This is a genomic window from Mycetohabitans rhizoxinica HKI 454, from assembly GCF_000198775.1.
In the GTDB taxonomy this organism is placed as follows: domain Bacteria; phylum Pseudomonadota; class Gammaproteobacteria; order Burkholderiales; family Burkholderiaceae; genus Mycetohabitans; species Mycetohabitans rhizoxinica.
This window is the reverse complement of sequence record NC_014722.1, coordinates 854,433-870,270: the sequence shown is the minus strand read 5'-3', so window position 1 is coordinate 870,270 and position 15,838 is coordinate 854,433. Positions and strand designations below refer to the sequence as shown.

At 54.1% G+C, this 15,838-nt stretch carries 20 protein-coding genes and 1 pseudogene; 9 read left to right on the top strand and 12 right to left on the bottom strand.

Going from position 1 to position 15,838, the window contains the following annotated elements; all coding sequences use genetic code 11:
• The 6 genes from RBRH_RS03930 to RBRH_RS03905 form a co-directional block, all read right to left on the bottom strand.
• Positions 1-486: a structural cement protein Gp24 gene (locus RBRH_RS03930; protein ID WP_041753219.1), complete on the bottom strand. Its 486-nt coding sequence runs from the start codon at positions 484-486 to the stop codon at positions 1-3.
• A 4-nt stretch (positions 487-490) separates the two neighbouring features.
• Positions 491-1,795, bottom strand: a complete 1,305-nt coding sequence (locus RBRH_RS03925) for a DUF2213 domain-containing protein (RefSeq protein WP_013434686.1) — start codon at positions 1,793-1,795, stop codon at positions 491-493.
• Positions 1,792-2,565, bottom strand: coding sequence for a phage head morphogenesis protein (locus RBRH_RS03920; RefSeq protein ID WP_013434685.1), 774 nt, complete (start codon positions 2,563-2,565; stop codon positions 1,792-1,794). Before RBRH_RS03920 ends, RBRH_RS03925 begins: the two co-directional genes overlap by 4 nt.
• 77 nt (positions 2,566-2,642) lie before the next feature.
• A complete protein-coding gene (locus tag RBRH_RS03915; RefSeq protein ID WP_041753217.1) occupies positions 2,643-4,154 on the bottom strand; it encodes a phage portal protein in 1,512 nt (503 codons plus the stop codon).
• A 7-nt stretch (positions 4,155-4,161) separates the two neighbouring features.
• Positions 4,162-5,544: a phage terminase large subunit gene (gene terL / locus RBRH_RS03910; RefSeq protein ID WP_041753215.1), complete on the bottom strand. Its 1,383-nt coding sequence runs from the start codon at positions 5,542-5,544 to the stop codon at positions 4,162-4,164.
• 2 nt (positions 5,545-5,546) lie between these two features.
• Entirely contained in the window at positions 5,547-5,897 is a 351-nt protein-coding gene (locus RBRH_RS03905) for a DUF5681 domain-containing protein (RefSeq protein ID WP_157864339.1), read from the bottom strand.
• A gap of 97 nt (positions 5,898-5,994) precedes the next feature.
• Between RBRH_RS03905 and RBRH_RS03900 the strand changes: the two genes are divergently transcribed.
• The 4 genes and pseudogenes from RBRH_RS03900 (at position 5,995) to RBRH_RS18645 (ending at position 8,410) form a co-directional block, all read left to right on the top strand.
• Positions 5,995-6,267 (top strand): type II toxin-antitoxin system RelB/DinJ family antitoxin, encoded by a 273-nt coding sequence (locus tag RBRH_RS03900; RefSeq protein ID WP_013434680.1) that lies wholly within the window; start codon positions 5,995-5,997, stop codon positions 6,265-6,267.
• Between the two features lie 1,062 nt (positions 6,268-7,329).
• Positions 7,330-7,413, top strand: a pseudogene (locus RBRH_RS17010) (type II toxin-antitoxin system HicA family toxin); the annotation flags it as partial.
• Between the two features lie 24 nt (positions 7,414-7,437).
• Positions 7,438-7,908, top strand: coding sequence for a type II toxin-antitoxin system HicB family antitoxin (locus RBRH_RS03895; protein ID WP_013434678.1), 471 nt, complete (start codon positions 7,438-7,440; stop codon positions 7,906-7,908).
• A 181-nt stretch (positions 7,909-8,089) separates the two neighbouring features.
• Positions 8,090-8,410, top strand: a complete 321-nt coding sequence (locus RBRH_RS18645) for a hypothetical protein (protein WP_157864338.1) — start codon at positions 8,090-8,092, stop codon at positions 8,408-8,410.
• 26 nt (positions 8,411-8,436) lie between these two features.
• On the opposite strand, the gene RBRH_RS18640 is transcribed toward RBRH_RS18645, so the two are convergent.
• The gene (locus RBRH_RS18640; RefSeq protein ID WP_013434677.1) at positions 8,437-9,531 is read right to left on the bottom strand and encodes a hypothetical protein; all 1,095 of its coding nucleotides are present in this window, start codon (positions 9,529-9,531) and stop codon (positions 8,437-8,439) included.
• Between the two features lie 635 nt (positions 9,532-10,166).
• Here RBRH_RS18640 and relB point away from each other — a divergent pair.
• Together relB and RBRH_RS21260 are read left to right on the top strand one after the other, a co-directional pair.
• Entirely contained in the window at positions 10,167-10,424 is a 258-nt protein-coding gene (gene relB, locus RBRH_RS03885) for a type II toxin-antitoxin system RelB family antitoxin (RefSeq protein ID WP_049786357.1), read from the top strand.
• A 110-nt stretch (positions 10,425-10,534) separates the two neighbouring features.
• A complete protein-coding gene (locus RBRH_RS21260) occupies positions 10,535-10,651 on the top strand; it encodes a type II toxin-antitoxin system RelE family toxin (protein ID WP_013434674.1) in 117 nt (38 codons plus the stop codon).
• Positions 10,652-10,672: 21 nt separating this feature from the next.
• Here RBRH_RS21260 and RBRH_RS16165 read toward each other — a convergent pair whose 3' ends face one another.
• The 5 genes from RBRH_RS16165 to RBRH_RS16995 all read right to left on the bottom strand — a co-directional run bounded on the left by RBRH_RS16165 (position 10,673) and on the right by RBRH_RS16995 (position 13,816).
• A complete protein-coding gene (locus tag RBRH_RS16165) occupies positions 10,673-11,047 on the bottom strand; it encodes a hypothetical protein (RefSeq protein ID WP_013434673.1) in 375 nt (124 codons plus the stop codon).
• A 72-nt stretch (positions 11,048-11,119) separates the two neighbouring features.
• Positions 11,120-11,791 (bottom strand): hypothetical protein, encoded by a 672-nt coding sequence (locus tag RBRH_RS03875; protein ID WP_049786356.1) that lies wholly within the window; start codon positions 11,789-11,791, stop codon positions 11,120-11,122.
• A complete protein-coding gene (locus tag RBRH_RS19745) occupies positions 11,778-12,668 on the bottom strand; it encodes a hypothetical protein (RefSeq protein ID WP_013434671.1) in 891 nt (296 codons plus the stop codon). Before RBRH_RS19745 ends, RBRH_RS03875 begins: the two co-directional genes overlap by 14 nt.
• Before the next feature lie 165 nt (positions 12,669-12,833).
• Complete coding sequence (locus RBRH_RS03860; RefSeq protein ID WP_013434669.1) at positions 12,834-13,235, bottom strand: hypothetical protein; 402 nt, start codon at positions 13,233-13,235, stop codon at positions 12,834-12,836.
• Positions 13,236-13,570: 335 nt separating this feature from the next.
• Positions 13,571-13,816: a transcriptional regulator gene (locus tag RBRH_RS16995; RefSeq protein WP_157864337.1), complete on the bottom strand. Its 246-nt coding sequence runs from the start codon at positions 13,814-13,816 to the stop codon at positions 13,571-13,573.
• Positions 13,817-13,900: 84 nt separating this feature from the next.
• Between RBRH_RS16995 and RBRH_RS16160 the strand changes: the two genes are divergently transcribed.
• The 3 genes from RBRH_RS16160 to RBRH_RS03845 all read left to right on the top strand — a co-directional run bounded on the left by RBRH_RS16160 (position 13,901) and on the right by RBRH_RS03845 (position 15,838).
• A complete protein-coding gene (locus RBRH_RS16160) occupies positions 13,901-14,395 on the top strand; it encodes a helix-turn-helix domain-containing protein (RefSeq protein ID WP_049786355.1) in 495 nt (164 codons plus the stop codon).
• Positions 14,396-15,309: 914 nt separating this feature from the next.
• Positions 15,310-15,654: a hypothetical protein gene (locus RBRH_RS03850; protein WP_013434666.1), complete on the top strand. Its 345-nt coding sequence runs from the start codon at positions 15,310-15,312 to the stop codon at positions 15,652-15,654.
• Position 15,655: 1 nt separating this feature from the next.
• Positions 15,656-15,838 carry a hypothetical protein gene (locus tag RBRH_RS03845; protein WP_041753211.1) on the top strand — a complete coding sequence of 61 codons (183 nt, stop codon included), beginning with the start codon at positions 15,656-15,658 and terminating at the stop codon, positions 15,836-15,838.

Genomic DNA, 15,838 nt, shown 5'->3' with positions numbered 1-15,838 from the left:
TCAGTTGGTCAGTGTGATCACGGCCAATCCCGCCCCCGTCGATAGGTAGCGCGAAACAAGCGCGTTGGGTACTTCAACGCTGCCGCTGGGTACCTCGCTATCTTCTTCGATGGTGGACAGTGCACCCGTCGTGGTGTCGTAGATAACCACATAGCCCACATCGGCGGCAGCAGGCAGGCTCACCACGATTTCGCCCATCGTGAGCAGTTCACCGATGCTTTGGTTGGGTAAWTCCATCGTTGGCGTGAGCGTACCGGCTGCTGCGCCATACGAGGCATAGTGTTTGGGGKGGACGAGGATGCCCACAAATTGCCCGGTCCCGCCAACTTGCGCCACGCCGTCGCCCGCGAGCGTATAGGCATGGCCAATCACGTTGGGCTTCGAGGACACCAAGGTCCACGGCGCGGCGCGCACCGGGCCATCGGTAAAAAGTTCGCCCGGCACCCCGAAGGCCATGTCGGCGCGAACAGTGGTTTGGAAAGCCATGCTGTCAGACTCCTTGTAAATATTGGTCGAGTTCGCTCGAGGTCGGATGCTTTGCATCCGTACCTTGCCCCGGTTTGGGGGCCTCGCGACCGTGTAAATATCCGTCGAGCGCGGCTATCTCCTGCCCCTTGGCGCAAGCGATACCGAGTTTTGAGACACCGTAGCGCGCCACTTCGACCAGCGTCTTGTCGGCGTGATCAAACGTGCCGATGTGAGCGGACAAGCGGCTGGCCAGCGCATCGCGTTTGCTGATCTCGCTCATGATTCCTTTGGCGGCACTGCGCTCCAGCTGAGCCACGCGCGCGCGTAGCGCCGTGACCTCGGCGGCGTCAACGCTCGCTACCGTCTTGCGCGGCTTTTGCGACTGGGTTTGAGCGGCGGTGTAAGCCTTGCGTAATCCGGCAATGGCGCTGTCCATGCTCGCGCGCATCGCTTTCGGCGCAGTCTTGGATGCAGTGCGAAGCGCCTTAATTGCCGCGTCCATGGCTTGCGCGGTTTCTTGCTCGTCTTCTGTCTCTTTATCGCCCTTCGCCGCCGGGGAATCATCGTCTTCATCTTCGGCAGGCAGCGTGTCATCGTCCTCTTCAACCGGCGTCTTGGTCGGAGCATCGTCGCCGATTACCGATGGGTCTACGTCGCCGTCCGGCGAGGCGGAAGGTGCCGAACCGACCAGCGCCTGCACCAGCGGAATCAGCTGTTTCACCACGTCGGCAAGCGACACGTCTTCATCTTGCCCCGTTGCCTTGCTTGTATTTGTCATGAGTAACTCCTTTGCATCGAATGTAAATGTCATGTGATCCAGGACAGCGACATCGGGTCCCAGGCGCCCTTCGTGGACAGACGCGAGGTGGTTGCCCCGAATCTTTCGCTGAATGGCGTCGTAGCGTTGGCCGTTGTATTGGCCACAGGTAAACTCGTATTGGCAGCGATAGCCGGCAGACAGCTCACGCTTGCCGCTATGGATAAGCGCCGCGAGTGATTCGGAGAAGACTTTGATGTTGCCTTTCAGCACACCATCTTCGTAGTACACGTCCTCACCAATGACACCTTGAATTCCCTTCTTTTCCGGCGCGATATAGCCGGTATCCTCGCTGCCTAGCATTTCGTGTTCATCGACCCACGGCAGCAGCCTGAACGATTCAATGCAAGCAGGATCGGCCAACTCTTCTTCTGGCCGGTAGACCATGTAAATGCGGCTAGGCTCGGGCGCGCCGATTGATCTGCCCAGGTAAGGAAATACACCCACCTTGGAAATCGGGTTGCCTCGGATTTCAGCCCAGCCGTTCGTATCGATGACGCGATTTGTCATGCGTCACCTCGGGAAAAGCGAATGACAGGTATAAAGCTGCATTTACAGTTGGGCTCTTCCCCTGGTCGCACATAGGCCCCATTGGGTCCGACCGGCGCGCCCCTCGCCAGATTGAACACCTTGCCGTCAAAGGCAAGATGGCGTTCGCGAGGATGTATCCCGCCGCCGCTATGCACCCACTCCCCTTGCGTTACGCCAAGCGACATACAGCGCCCATTGTTCAGGCCGTTGTAGACCTTACGTGTTTGATCCAGCGCGATGTTTCGCGCGCGTCGCTTGGTAACGCCTTCCTGTTCCCGTAGATAGGGGATCAGGTCTTGTAGTCCGTTGCCGCTGCTGATTGCACGCATGACCGCACCCTGTACGCCGGCCAGATACCGGTCAGCAATCGACTTGATGAGGCCAACGTTTTCGGCGACTGAACTGGCGAGGATTTCTTTTGTAGTCGATGGCAGGGCTGTGGTTTTTAGAGATAGTCCACCGGACAGGTCACGCAGGCTGCTGTGCAAACTGACGCTGCTTGCCTTATCTGCACCCGCGACCATGCGATCCACGATTGCCTTTGCCTTGAGCGCGAAGCGCTTGCGTACACGCCGGATCAGCGCGTTTGTCATGATGCGTGCCTGGCTCGATAGGCTGGCGTCCTGCGCAAAAAAGGCTTGTGCTGGCGGGCTCTCGAACAGCGCGACAATTTCTTTATGACTGGCAGCTGTCATCTCGGCAACAAGCTGCTCAAGATCCTGCTGGTAGCCGTGCTTGTAGGCCAGCACTGACGCGCAGCGGCTTGCCGCGTAGCACAGCTGGCTTGAACTGATCCGCCCACACTGCCTTTTTGCGAGTCAGTAGCTTACGCGCCATCATCATGTTCGGGCAATTCATGGTTGGAATCGTCAAACGGATCAGCCGGCATGGCTTGTTCGATGCCCGTGTAACCGCTAGTGGGGTCTTGAGTAATGCGGCGGCGCTCATCAATGCCATCGATGGCACCGGACTGCACCAGGATGGCTCCGGTTTCCGCTTCCATCTTGTTGACTTCTGCGCGTTCCTTCGCTGTCATCGAATCCAGCGGATTCCATGCCACCGTCGTCTCAAATGGCGGGACACCAAACTTCGGCACAATTTCCGAGCGGATGACCAGCAGGTGATGACGATCAAGCAGCGGTGTCAGGTCATGCGCTTGAATGCTTTCCAGTTCTTCGTGGTAGCTCGCTTCTTCGAACTCGCCCGTTGCGTTAAAGCCCTTGGGCGATGTGCCGAGCAGCTTGGTGGCCGGCACGTTCGCCGCCGCCGCGACAAGCTGATACTGCGTCATGATGACTGCATCGAAGTCCGCGAGCGCCGTGTCGAACTGCTCGATCTGCTCTTCCGTGCCAACGACCTTGATGCCGTGGTTGTCGCGATAGTGAGCCCAGGTCGCCATCCGTTGCTCGAACTTTGCCTGATTGGCGACAGCATTTTCCACATCCATATGAATGACCGTACTGCGCTTGGACATCGCGAGCAACGGAGCCTCGTTGGCCGTGCGCTCGGAAGCATAGACGCGCTCGAAAATCTTCTGTGGCACCGGCACGCCACCGTAGTAGTAGGTCGGTTTCAGTACATCCGGAACTTCGCCGATGCGCAAGATAATCAGGTGCGAATGATGGATCGGCTTGCCATTGATCCTCCAGTAAGTCGGCTCATAGAAGTGCAGGCTTGTCGGGTCGGTTACGGCCGTCGAGCTTAATTCTGGGACTGCCCAATACGGGTCAATTTGCCGGATGCCTTTGTAGCTGCCGGGTGTCACGCCATCTGGATTAAATGGCTTGGCATAATATTCAGGGTCGGTTGACTGGACCACGAACATGGCGATGCGAATGCCGAATACACGCCCCATGCGCACGAACTCGCGCATCTGGTGGTTGATTCGAAAACGCTTATCCTCCTTGCGGATTGCGTCAATGACGCCCGCATCAACTCTTGTACCGTCATTGACCGTGACCGTATAGCCATTGCGGATTGCATCCTTACCCGGCATCGCGCATGCCTTATCAACCAGCCAGTGCTGCGCGATCAGCGCGCAGAGTTGGTAGCCGATGAAGCTCTGCGACGCGTACCAACCGACCTGCGCGGCTGGCATGTTTTCCTGTCGGAGCATTGCAATACGCTTGACGCTGTTTTCAAGTTCGTTCGCGTCCATGCCGGCGCCAGCGGCGCTGAAATCATCGGCCACCGAGCGCTGAAACGTTGACGCCTGCAAATGTGCCCACGCCTCAGTGTGGCCGACACGCAGATCGTGCTCGGTCGTGAAAAAGCCCCCGGACTTTGGGGTCTCGGGGGCTTGGGGCGGCTCATCCTTGCGTCGTAGCCAGTTGAACATGTCGGTTTTAATCCAAATCGAAGAAGCCGCGCTTGTGCACCATGATTTCAGCGAACGCGCGTGAGCACGCATCGACCTGGTCATCATGCGTGCCATTCGGGAACAGTCGCATTTCGTTAAGCAAGGCGTCGTTCCACGGACCGCGCAGCATAAGCACATTACCGACGTTGATCTGCGCGGCCAGCGGTTCAGCCCGTGTCGCCTTGTCGCCGGATTCTGGCGAGGTGGTGACCGCGTAGCCCGCCAGCTTGCGGGTCAGGTATAGCGCCTGAGTCTTGCCGGCCTGACCCGGGTCTTGCGGCAGGCTAATGCGCACCGATTTGCCATCGCGAGCGGCTGTGTTCGTCAGTGCCGCGTCCCGCTCGTCGGGACCGCAGCGCAACCTCACCACGTCAGCAATGACAAAGCGGCCATCCTCCAGCTTGCCCAGCTTCGCGCCCGCCGTATAGTCGCCGTCGATGGTCGCGGCCAAATCCCAGCCGCGCACCCATTTGATCGTGCCCGCAGGTAGCGCGTCGATTGTCGTGATTGCGTCCGGCTTGATGAGGCCACCATCCGGTGGAGATGGGCGTTGCAGGTATTGCCCTGCAAACACATAGGGAGCAGCTTGCTCCATCCGTCTCAGATCATCAATGGTATGTTTCTCCGGCCATAGCGCCGTGCCATCGTCTTGAATTGCAGGCAAACAAACGTGCTCCCACGATTCTCCGTTGCCACCATCGAGTAACCAGCCTGCCAGGTCGCGCTCATGAAGGCGCTGCATGATCAGGATGATCGGTGTGTCCTTGCTGTTCTTGCGGCTCTCCAGCGTGTTCTGAAACCAATCGATGACGCCCTGTCGAATGACATCGCTCTTGGCTTCGTCGGGCTTGTGCGGGTCATCAATGATGATCGCGCCGCCAAAGCCCTCGCGGTGCTTGCCCGCACCAAAGCCAGTAATCGTACCCCCGGCACCAGCGGCGTACATCACGCCACCCTCGGTGGTAATCCAGTGGCTTTTCGAGTCCGAAGCTAAGCGGCAGGCTGGGAAAACCTGCTGGTAAGCCTCGTGTTGCACGAGCGAGCGCACGTTGGCGCTGTTATTCGCGGCCAGTGGTGCAGCGTAGCTCGCGTGGATGAACTCGGCATCGGGTACCTGTCCGAGTGTCCAAGCGATAAAGTTGACTACCGCGAGTTCAGTTTTTGAATATCGGGGCGGTACGTTGATGATCAGCCGGTTGACCTTACCGAAAAAGACACGCATCAGCGCATCGCAGATTGCTTTGTGGTGCGGGCCGCGCAGCCACTTGTACCGGCGGCGCTGATAGAACATCCAGCGCGAGAAGAAGTACAAGTCCGCTTGTGCCATCTTTGCAGCCGCGAAGTGTTCGTCCGGGCTGAATGGATGCATAGTCAAATCTCATCGGCGATGGTCTTGGCAATCTCCCAGAATTTATCTGGAGGCATGTTTATGCTTTGAATCGGCCCGCCGCCCGTGCCCCCTAGTTCCACACCTTGTACCGGCTTGCCATAACCCCGCTCGATGATCGCCAGTGCAGCCGATAGCCGGTTGCGCTCGTTATCGCCACCCACCATGATTGACTCGATTACCTCAAGCGCATCAAGCGTCTTGGCCTTGCACGCGGCGATCAAGTCCAATTCCTCCTGCGTGCGTTTAGGGCGGCCTTTCGGGTTGCCTGTTTGCCCTTTGGCAAACGGCTTGCCTCGCTGTTTTCTTGCTGTTCTTGTGCTGTTAAGGGTCATAGCTGTTTCGAGTAAGAACCCTCGGCTATGGTCATCGTTCGGAACTTGATTTGTAGTCAAATTGTGACTACAATTGGTTTAACACCCTGATCAAGGAATGACCATGAGTACCGCTGATACCTACGTTCGTGCTCGCATCGACACTCACACCAAGGAACGCGCCGCGAGTGCGCTTGAAGCGATGGGGCTATCGATTTCCGATGCTATCCGTCTGCTGATGCTGCGCATCGCTGACGAACACCGCCTGCCGTTTGAGGTGAAGGTGCCCAATGCCACCACGCGCAAAGCGATTGCTGAACTGGAAGCGGGCAAGGGCAAAAAGTTCGCTAGTGTCGATAGTCTGATGGCAGATCTGCATGCGGACGATTGACCGATCGTCTGCGTTCAAACGCGATTACAAGCGGCAAGCCAAGGGGCAACACCGCGCCACACTGGACGTGCGCTCAAACCGATACTCCTCGCTCTAGCGACCGACCAGTATAAAGACTTGATGCACTGCCGGGGTTGTTGCGGACACTCGTCGGCTTGTCCTGACCTACGACCTGCCGGTCTGGATGGTCGATGAGTCGGTCAAATAAAAAAGCCTGCTGGCTTTCGCCTAGCCGTTCCGTACACCATTCAAATACATGTACATAGCCAGATTGCGGAAACCGTGAGGGAACGGAATCGGCATGATCCACGTCTCTTTCACCACCAGCGAATCGCCCACATCAGCGCCGCGCTACCGAACCCGGCCGCTACAATTAACGCTGCATTAGCCAGTCGGCGTCCCACAATGCCAGCATCGGTTGAATTCATCTTCGCGTCTATCGTTAGCCGATACGGGATCGCTTCCGTTTTTCCAGAATCGTCGTTTCGACCGACTTCACACTTAATGTCCAAAGAAAAAACTGACGGATTTAGCGAGATACCCCACCCCGAAGCACAGCGCCACAATCCATAGCGCCCAAAACCTTTGAGCTGGCATTTCCTTCAACATCATCCGCAACTCCCTAATGAGTTTGCTAGAATTCACTCATGCTTTCCTTCTGATTGTTCCAGAGGGTTAATGCAAGAAAGCCCCGACCGCTGCTAACGGTTCGGGGCTTTCGCTTTTATGACAACTTTTTGGTGGCTACTACACGTTCATACCCTTTACGCCGGGTCAGCGGTGCGTCCTTGCCGTGAGAATCAAAGCTTGACGCACTGCCGGGGTTGTTACGGACACTCAACGGCTTGTCCTGGCCTACGACCTGACGGTCTGGATGGCCGATGAGTCGGTCAACAAAAAAGCCCTGGCCGATTGACCCGGCTCAGGGCTTGAAAATCGCGCCTTTCAACGCGTTGTTTCGTCTGGACGTCAAAATCCAGCCTTTCACAAACGATACAAAAAACTGGGGAAAATGTAAACTTTTATTAAGTAAACTAAAAAGTTTACTTAAGTGTTCAGCGTAGTAAGGTCACAGTGCCCCACCCGAAGAAGGATCTTCCGATGGGCAAGGCGCGCAGTATCCTGAAACAGGCTGGCTTGAAGTGACCAGCAGTTTTTGAGAGGAAACCTATGCTCTACCCACTCTATGTCCATGTGGGCGACGCCAAGCATGCCCATGGTGTCACATTCCCGGATTTCCCCGGCTGCTTCGCTGCGGCAGACAACTGGACCGAGCTGCCAGTTGCTGTCCAAGAAGCGGTCGAAGCGCATTTCGACGGCGATGAAGGCTCGATTCCAGAGCCCTCGCCACTCGAAGCGCTGACGCAACATCCCGAATACAAGGGGGGCGTTTGGATGTTATTCGACATCGATCTTTCCAAAATCAACGCAAAGGCGGTGCGGCTCAATATCAGCTTACCCGAGCGCTTGGTGCAAAAAATTGATTCCGCGGCACAAGAACGGAAGCTGTCGCGCTCTGCTTTCCTCGCACTTGCGGCAGAGCACGAGATGCAGAATGGCGAGCGCCAATCCATGCATCCGCCGTGTCGTCCCCGATCGCCAATCCGCTGCCGCTGCATCAACAGAATGAACCAAAGTTAACACCGTCCAATCCAGTTACAACCGGACTTGTGGGTAAAGCTCAGATGCTGACGGCGAGGTAAGCTTCGCTGACTGGCGGCACGGTGCTATGCGTGCGTGTGATACGAAAAGCCTTAGCTAGTGCTAGTATGATGATGTTAGCGTGCTATTTTCAAGTATCCTGTACTTTAAAGGGAACCCCATGATTTATCGAGGATGGCCCTCCCGAGAAACCTTAAATTCTCAGGTTCGGCGGCCGATCAAAAAAGCGTTACGCTTACTTATAGTAACGCTTGTCGTGGCTGGATGTGCACCCTCGTTTGGCCCAGAAAAAATAGCTAAACAAGAAGTCGTTTTGTATTCAGATGTTAATCAGACTTCGGAGATGACTGTTCCAGAAGGTACAGCTTGTCGTATCAGTCAGCGTATGTCGCACGGTAAAGTATACGGCTTTCATTGGACGGAATGTGAAAATGGATTTAAGGGCTATCTAATGGTTGGCGATGAGAAGATATTTGATTAAATATTCTTTTCATAACCATAGACACGCTAATTCTTTGGGTATGAATTCACCTGGATGACCGATTTTGAATGCTTTAGAAAATTATCAATATCAGCTGGAGAATATATTGTTCCAACAGTCCAACGCGGATCAACAACGTTAATACCAATATCAGCGAAAGACTTGACGATCTCAATAGAACAACTATGATCAAGAACGCTATATTTTTTATCTTCCACGATTTTATTGATCACAGAGCGAAACAATTTTATTTTATCTTCTTCGCTTAATTGAATTACATATCCAATGCTGCTTCGCCCGAGCTGTTGTTTTTCCATATAAGCCTCCTTACCACGAATATCCCAAGCAGCTGGCGCTCTACCATAGATTACGCCACCAATATTGATTGCGACATGGCCAAATTGCGATCCTGGGTGAGTAAGAAAACTGTCACTAATAATTATTTCTACTTTATTGTCAAGAAATCCGTCATGCAAATTACGAGCTCCAATCCAGTCTAACATTGTTTTGGCTGCATCACGGCTACGACTCGGGAAATTGAGAAAATTATGGTAAAATTTTGATAGGTAAGCTTCTTTGAGTGTCGGCATCAGACGTTGATAGGTTTCAGCCAGTTGAAACTTAACATCAATTTCGTGGCGTCGAGCTTTAGCATAGTTATTTTCCCATTCTTGATAGAAAAAATGTTCTCCCAGCACAGAAAGCGTAACGCTTAAGCGATCTAGTCTCTTTTCCTCAGTATTGTCGCTTGGGTGGTTGTAAATATTCTGGAGCTTAAATCTGTTGACGTATTCAATTAATTTTTGGTCAGCTTGTGCTTTGGATTCGCTTACTTGTTGCTTCAAAACTCTAATTTTTTCGATGTTTTCTGAAAATTTAATTTGGTCATCGTCTGTTAACTGGCTGATGATAAAATCAGCGTCGGGGGATAGTGATGCTATATGGTGGTCCAGGTCCTTTACTCGACTATATAGAAGATGGGGACATGTAAATTGTTTGCGATTGGCATCAACATGAGGTAATTGTGGACATGCCACTGGAGCGTTGGAAATCTGCGGTGGAAAATTCCAATTAATTCTAGGGGCGGTGACGTTAATGGGGGGTAAGGTGAATTTTTTCATTTAATCTCCTGTCGTTTCGGCGTATACTTGAACAAGGTTCTTCCTCTTGGTTACGGCAAGGGGTGGAAACAAGAAAGCCCCAACCGCTGCTAACGGTTCGGGGCTTTCGCTTTTATGACAACTTTTTGGTGGCTACTACACGTTCATACCCTTCACGCCGGGTCAGCGGTGCGTCCTTGCCGTGAGAATCAAAGCTTGACGCACTGCCGGGGTTGTTGCGGACACTCAACGGCTTGTCCTGGCCTACGACCTGACGGTCTGGATGGCCGATGAGTCGGTCAACAAAAAAGCCCTGGCCGATTAACCCGGCTCAGGGCTTAGAAATCGCGCCTTTCAACCCGTTGTTTCGTCTGGACGTCAAAATCCAGCCTTTCACAAACGATACAAAAAACTGGGGAAAATGTAAACTTTTATTAAGTAAACTAAAAAGTTTACATTTATTACATTCTGTTACATTTCGTTTTTTATCGGGATCAATTATCTGAATACGTCTGATTTGAGAAGCAAGACAAAGGCATAGCTCACCACAATCATCATGCAGCACCTAAAAATGCACCGTTTTCTAGACAAAAAAGCTTGCGCTTCGCCCAGCCTTGTACGATACTTGTATCACACTATCCAAGGAGCAGAGCGCTATGGCCCTTTCAATTCGACTGCCTAGCGATGTGGAAGCCTGGTTGAAGAACCTGGCCGAACTGACCGGGCGCACCAAGAGCTTTTACATCACCGAGGCGATTTGCGAACATCTCGACGACCTTGAGGATTTGTACTTGGCCGAGCGTGAGCTTGAAGCGATCCGCGCGGGAAAATCTGATACCGCACCGCTCGAACAAGTAATGAAACACTATGGCATGGWRGRKKGAATTATCGAGCCTGGCACGCAAGAATCTTAAGGAACTTGACCCGCAAATATGCCCGCCGKTATACCTGGCCTTTCTACATGAGCGTGTATCCGTAATGGACGACCCCTCGCAGCATTGGCGAAGCCCTCAAAGGTTCGCGCTTGGGGGCTTTCTGGAAATACCGTGTCGGGGATTGCAGAATTATTGCTAATATCGAGGACGGTACTTTGCGCATTCTCGTTGTGCGAATCGGAAACCGCCGCGAGGTGTACCGATGAGCAGCAAAGCGAATCAAAGTTTCAGACCTGCTCCCGATCTCGCATCAAGCGGTGTGAGGCTGCATACACATTCTCCCGCACCCGGCGCACGGCTTTGAAAAAACCCATGCGCGAGTAGCCCAGTTCATAGGCTGCTCGTTTAATCGGGCGGACGTGGCCCAAATAGAATGCCATGAACGCCTGTTTGGATCGCCCTTCTGGGTATGCCTTCAACGCCATGTTGAATAAATTCAGCGCAACATCTAGTTCCGCATCACGCTCATCGCCCAGCCCTGCCGGTTCTCTAAGCCGTAGCAAAATATTTTTCGGCCGCAATGGTGCATAAAGTCGCCGCGTCCTGCTCCACTCAACCCAGCGCAAACAAAACTCATGCAGCGCCTGGTTATCTCCGTTCATGTTTTTCCACTTCCGTTACCCTTATTGCTTGCAATATGGGATGCACGAGCCGCTACAGTTACCTGTTGCCGTTCATGCTTTCGCTTCTTTCGCTTTACAGACGCGAGCCATAATTTTCTTTATCTCGCCAAGGTTATCCAGCGCAGCCGCCCGGTCCGCTGGTGATTGCACCGCGAGCAAGGGGGCTGCGTTTCCGGTCAACAGGAACTGTCTCACCGGTCCGTCTACGGGTGCGGGCAGTAGCGCCTTGGCGTGCTCGGGCGTCAAACGGCCCGTCTCAACCGCACGCGTGATAACCGCCCGTTGTTCGTCCTTGTCGAGCCCCAGCGATGCAAACCATCTGACGGGCTTGGCTGCGTTGCGCGCGTCCGTCACTAGCCTCGTGTATGCTTCCAAGAACGCCATACGAGCCGCCACCTGTTCCCCTTCGCTCAGGAGGTTGCGCACGAGGCCCCAGGCCTGCGCCATCTCGTCGGTCATCATGACCGTCGCATTGGCGTCACGCGGCAACGTTGCCCATGCCTCCTGCGGCCCTGGACGGCCATCGTCAATCCGTGACAGGATCTCCGCGAGCGTTAGCCGGCCTTTGATCTCGCGTCTACATTTCGACAACGCAACAATCACTGCTTGCTCGTCAAACGCCGCCAGATCAGCCACCAGCATCTTGGCTGCCGCTTCGCTCAGGTTTGTGCCGCACAATTCGGCCGTGGCCGCCACCGCCTGGATCAAGTCAGCCGCCGCCATTGACCGCCTCCGCATCCCGCAGGATTCGCGTCCACATATCACCCGTCGCCTGCAACCGATCCGCCTCGCGTGCCTGCGTCTCTGTCACCCTGCGATTTGTCACCCATTCCGTCCTCAACGCTTCCGCGTCGGCCAGCAGGCAGTCCACCGGATGCATCTTTTGCACGTAGTAGCGCTTATTGCTGTCCACGTACCAAGCGGCTACACCCGGCGCTTCCTCCTTGCCAAGGCGCTGCAACAGCCGCGATAGCTGGCCATTGACCTTCGCGTTACGCACCGGCAACGCGCCGTATCGGCGCTGGTAAGCAGTCGCGTAGGCGTGCCAGATCCCGGTTGTCGGCACAGGCGGCTTTTCCGCTTTAAGCTTTTTTGAGGGCGCCTCCGACGCAGTCGGGGGTAAAAGGGTTTTACTAGGGATCAGACAATCAGTCAATCCGTCAATCAGAGAATCAGAGATACAAGGGCCAAGTGCTTGTTGCTTGGGTGCGCAGTCCTTCACCCCAAGGTCACAAGGACTGTCTACCTTGGTAGCAAGTCCTTGGCTCCAAGGTGGTATCTCGCTCGGCGTTTCGTTCGAGTGCGGCTTCTGATGCTTCAAAAACGTCAGAATTTGAATGTATCCGACGCCAGAGACGGTGTACCGCACAATGAAACCCTTGGACTGCAAGCTATTAAGCAGTGCATCCGCGTCCACATCGTCATACGGCAGCGCTTTCACTTTGATCTTCTTCGGTCGATCTTCAAGACGGCCTTCGCGATCCGCCAGCATCCACAGATAAATGAAAAGGAGTCGGGCAAACGGATCCAACTCGGCTAAATCCTCGTTTTCCATAATGCCGGGCTTGATGTTTCGTGCACGGGCCATGCTTAGCTCCATTCAACCGTCTATGATGTGCGACGCTTATGTCGTCAGTTTCGACTGTTCAAGCATGGTGACGTCGCGCGCGCTTGGGCTGCGCGTGCAACCGGCACCAGCCTGAGAGGTTGACCACGCAAGCGGCAGCAAAAGCCTGTATTTCAATCAATGTGCAATGAGCTTTTTTCATTCCATCCTCCCCGTCAGCAGCTTCTTGAGCAGCATGTTTTCCCGCTCGAGTTCGTCGGTTTTCTCGCGCTCCAGGCGCAGACGCCGCTCCATCTCGGTCTCAAGCGGGGTAAGGTCATACCCTCGCGACCGGGCCAGCCAGATCAACGGCGCCTCGTTGCCGCACAAGTCCATGAAGGCGTTTAGCTTGTCCTGGGGGAAGTAATGTTGGCCGCTTCTGGTGATGCGCGACCACTGCGCCACGTCGGCGACGATGCCCTGCTTTCCGACGATCTTCTTGTCGTCCAAACCGGACATCTGCTGACACAGGCGGATGGCCGCTGTCAGCGACGGTTGCGCGTCGATGCAGCGTATGTCCACGCGCTGCATCTCCGGCTTTAAGTTCAGTTCTCGCTGCATCGATGCATCTCACGTCAAATCGTTTGTCTCGTGTTGTGTCGTTGTTTCGAGGAAAATTTTTGGTATGCCATGACCGATTACTCGGTAGCTTCAACGGCATCGTGACTTTAGTGAAATCCTGTGTACTTTCTCCGGCCCCGACAGTCAGTAGGCGTTCTTCCCCCCCGGTGACTCTCATCGACAACCTCTCTTGTCAGCGCTTGTCAGGACCAACGTTTAAGCTTGGCGCTGAAACGCCAAGCTTAAAAAGGAGCGTCTAATATTGGGAGATTTACCCACAAATTTGCAGCGCAGCGAGACCTGCAATCTGCGTAAAACGTCTCGCTAAATGGTTATCACGGCATCTTTCTATTGATGGTTTTTACTGCAAGTTCAGGCCAAATTTCTCGCCACTTGTCGGGGAATAATTCTTCGCGTGTAACGAGGCCCCCAGTCTCGCGCTCAATCGGCCACCCAAACTGAACAGGTATAGGTCGATAGCCTGAAGCCCACCGACTAACGTCAGAGGCATGAGCGCCGATTTTTCGGCTGAGATCGGCTAGGCGACCGCGCTTCTCAAAAAGGTATGCTTTAAAATCCACGCCGCAATATAGCAAATTGCTAAATACATATCAATAGCAATAGGCACATTTCCTTTGTTATCTCAACGCTATGCAATATGCGCCATGAAGACGATTGCAGAGATTAGGCGGAGCAACCTGTTGCTGGCGATTGAGCGCATGAACGGCTCACAGACGCAGCTTGCGGAGGCCGCAGGTGTATCACCTGCCTACTTAAGTCAAGTAAAGACAGCACAGCCGAACAGCAAGACGGGGCGACAACGCTCAATGGGAGATGACATAGCGCGGCGCATAGAGAAAGCCATCGGAGAAGCGGAAGGATGGATGGACCAATCACATGATGATGATTTTGTCAACCCCCAGGTTGCAGAAGCGAATCAACCACTTGTGTTTGGTTCAGCCCGTGAGCGTCGAGCTAGGTTACTTGCCGAAACTCTTTTGAATATCTCGGGGGGTATGCGGGATACGATCGAACGCCTGATTGAAATTGACCAAGTAGGAGGCGCACAACGTGAGATGGTGATTGCTGGCGTAAACTATATCCTACGCTCGCAGCGGGGCGCCCCAAGCGTTGGGCAGTCGAAAAAAAAGACAAAGTAACATCGATTGCCATAGACCCCAAGAACGCGCCCGCTCCTTCATTTCCATTGTTAACGAAACTGGGAAAATGGGGAGCACATAGTGACAGCTGAGAGTAAACGAACAGTCCTATATGCCATAGAGGGCCAAGCGAACAAGCCAACTGAAAGTCCGTGCGAGACATGCGAAGTACTGCGGCAACTGGAACACGTGAAGATGTGCCTTCGCGCCGCTATGCTAGCCGTCGATTCGGAAACAACCGAGCACCCACCACCAGAGAGGAGGCCATGAGGAGGCGCATCGCTCAATCCTTTGCTTGCAGGTGCCTAGATAGTTAGCCCTAGCCCACAAATGGCCCGCTGAGTGCGGGCTTTCTTGTATATAAATTTTAGCTCTTGGCAAAATTTTTCTTGCTATGAGTTTAGCATATTGCTATAGTTACTCAACAGCACAAGGTGCCCCGGTAGTTCTCCGGCGATCTTTAACAATCGAAGTCATGCATGTGCCTCCCAGAAGGGACTCGCCATGCCGGCCCTATCGCTTGGCCGAAACGTGACGCCAGAAGCCCCGCGCTAGGCCGAAGTATTGGCTACCGGAGAGCAGGAAGCGACAAAGGTCACGGAAGCGATACTCGACCGCCGGAGAAACCCGGAACTGCCAGCATCAGGAGTGGCCGCGGTGCCCGGCGGTTGTATTCAATCCAATGTTGAGTAAATGGCGTTGTGCGGCTTAGAAAACAGGCGCGCGACAAAGAAAGCATAGGTTCGTCTCCCAATACGTCAGAGTAGCGCCCGGCTACAGCGTCATTTACTGAACACAACAAGTACCTAAGCTTCAAGCCGAGCGATACAAAATTAGTAGTGCATACCGTATAGCGTTGATTAACCACTGTTCCTTCGATACGCAGCACTTATCAATAGGTAAAGGAGGCAGCTATGACCCTCTATGCAGATATAGACCAGCTTCGTGACTACCGCTACGCCCGCGAAAAGGCCGAAATGGACGAGCGCGCAGACGCCGAGACGGAGCGTGATGAACTCATCGCGTCCATCGCCAAAGAGAAGTTCGCAAGCAAGGTCAACAGGCTGACGTATGACGACATCGTGGGCGGGATGCATAGCGCGATGCAGTCGAAGCACGGCGAAGCGCTGCGCACCGCATGGCTGATGGGCGACGCTCAGTTTGGCGCGATGGTCAAAAGCATTGTGCTGGACACGATGCTCGAGGATGCAGAAACAGAAGCTATCTGCGATGTCAAAAATTTAGAAAGGACGCACTGAGATGAGCAAGATAACGATCAGCGCAGAAAGCAAGCACCCCGCTGGCCTAAACGATGCCAAGGACATCACCCCGCCGCTGTGGGATCGGATGCTCCTTCGGTCTGGAATGTCGGATAGCGCCGTCGCGCTCGCATGCTTTGCAATCACGCTAGGCGTATTGATTGTTGTGAATCTCGATAGGTAA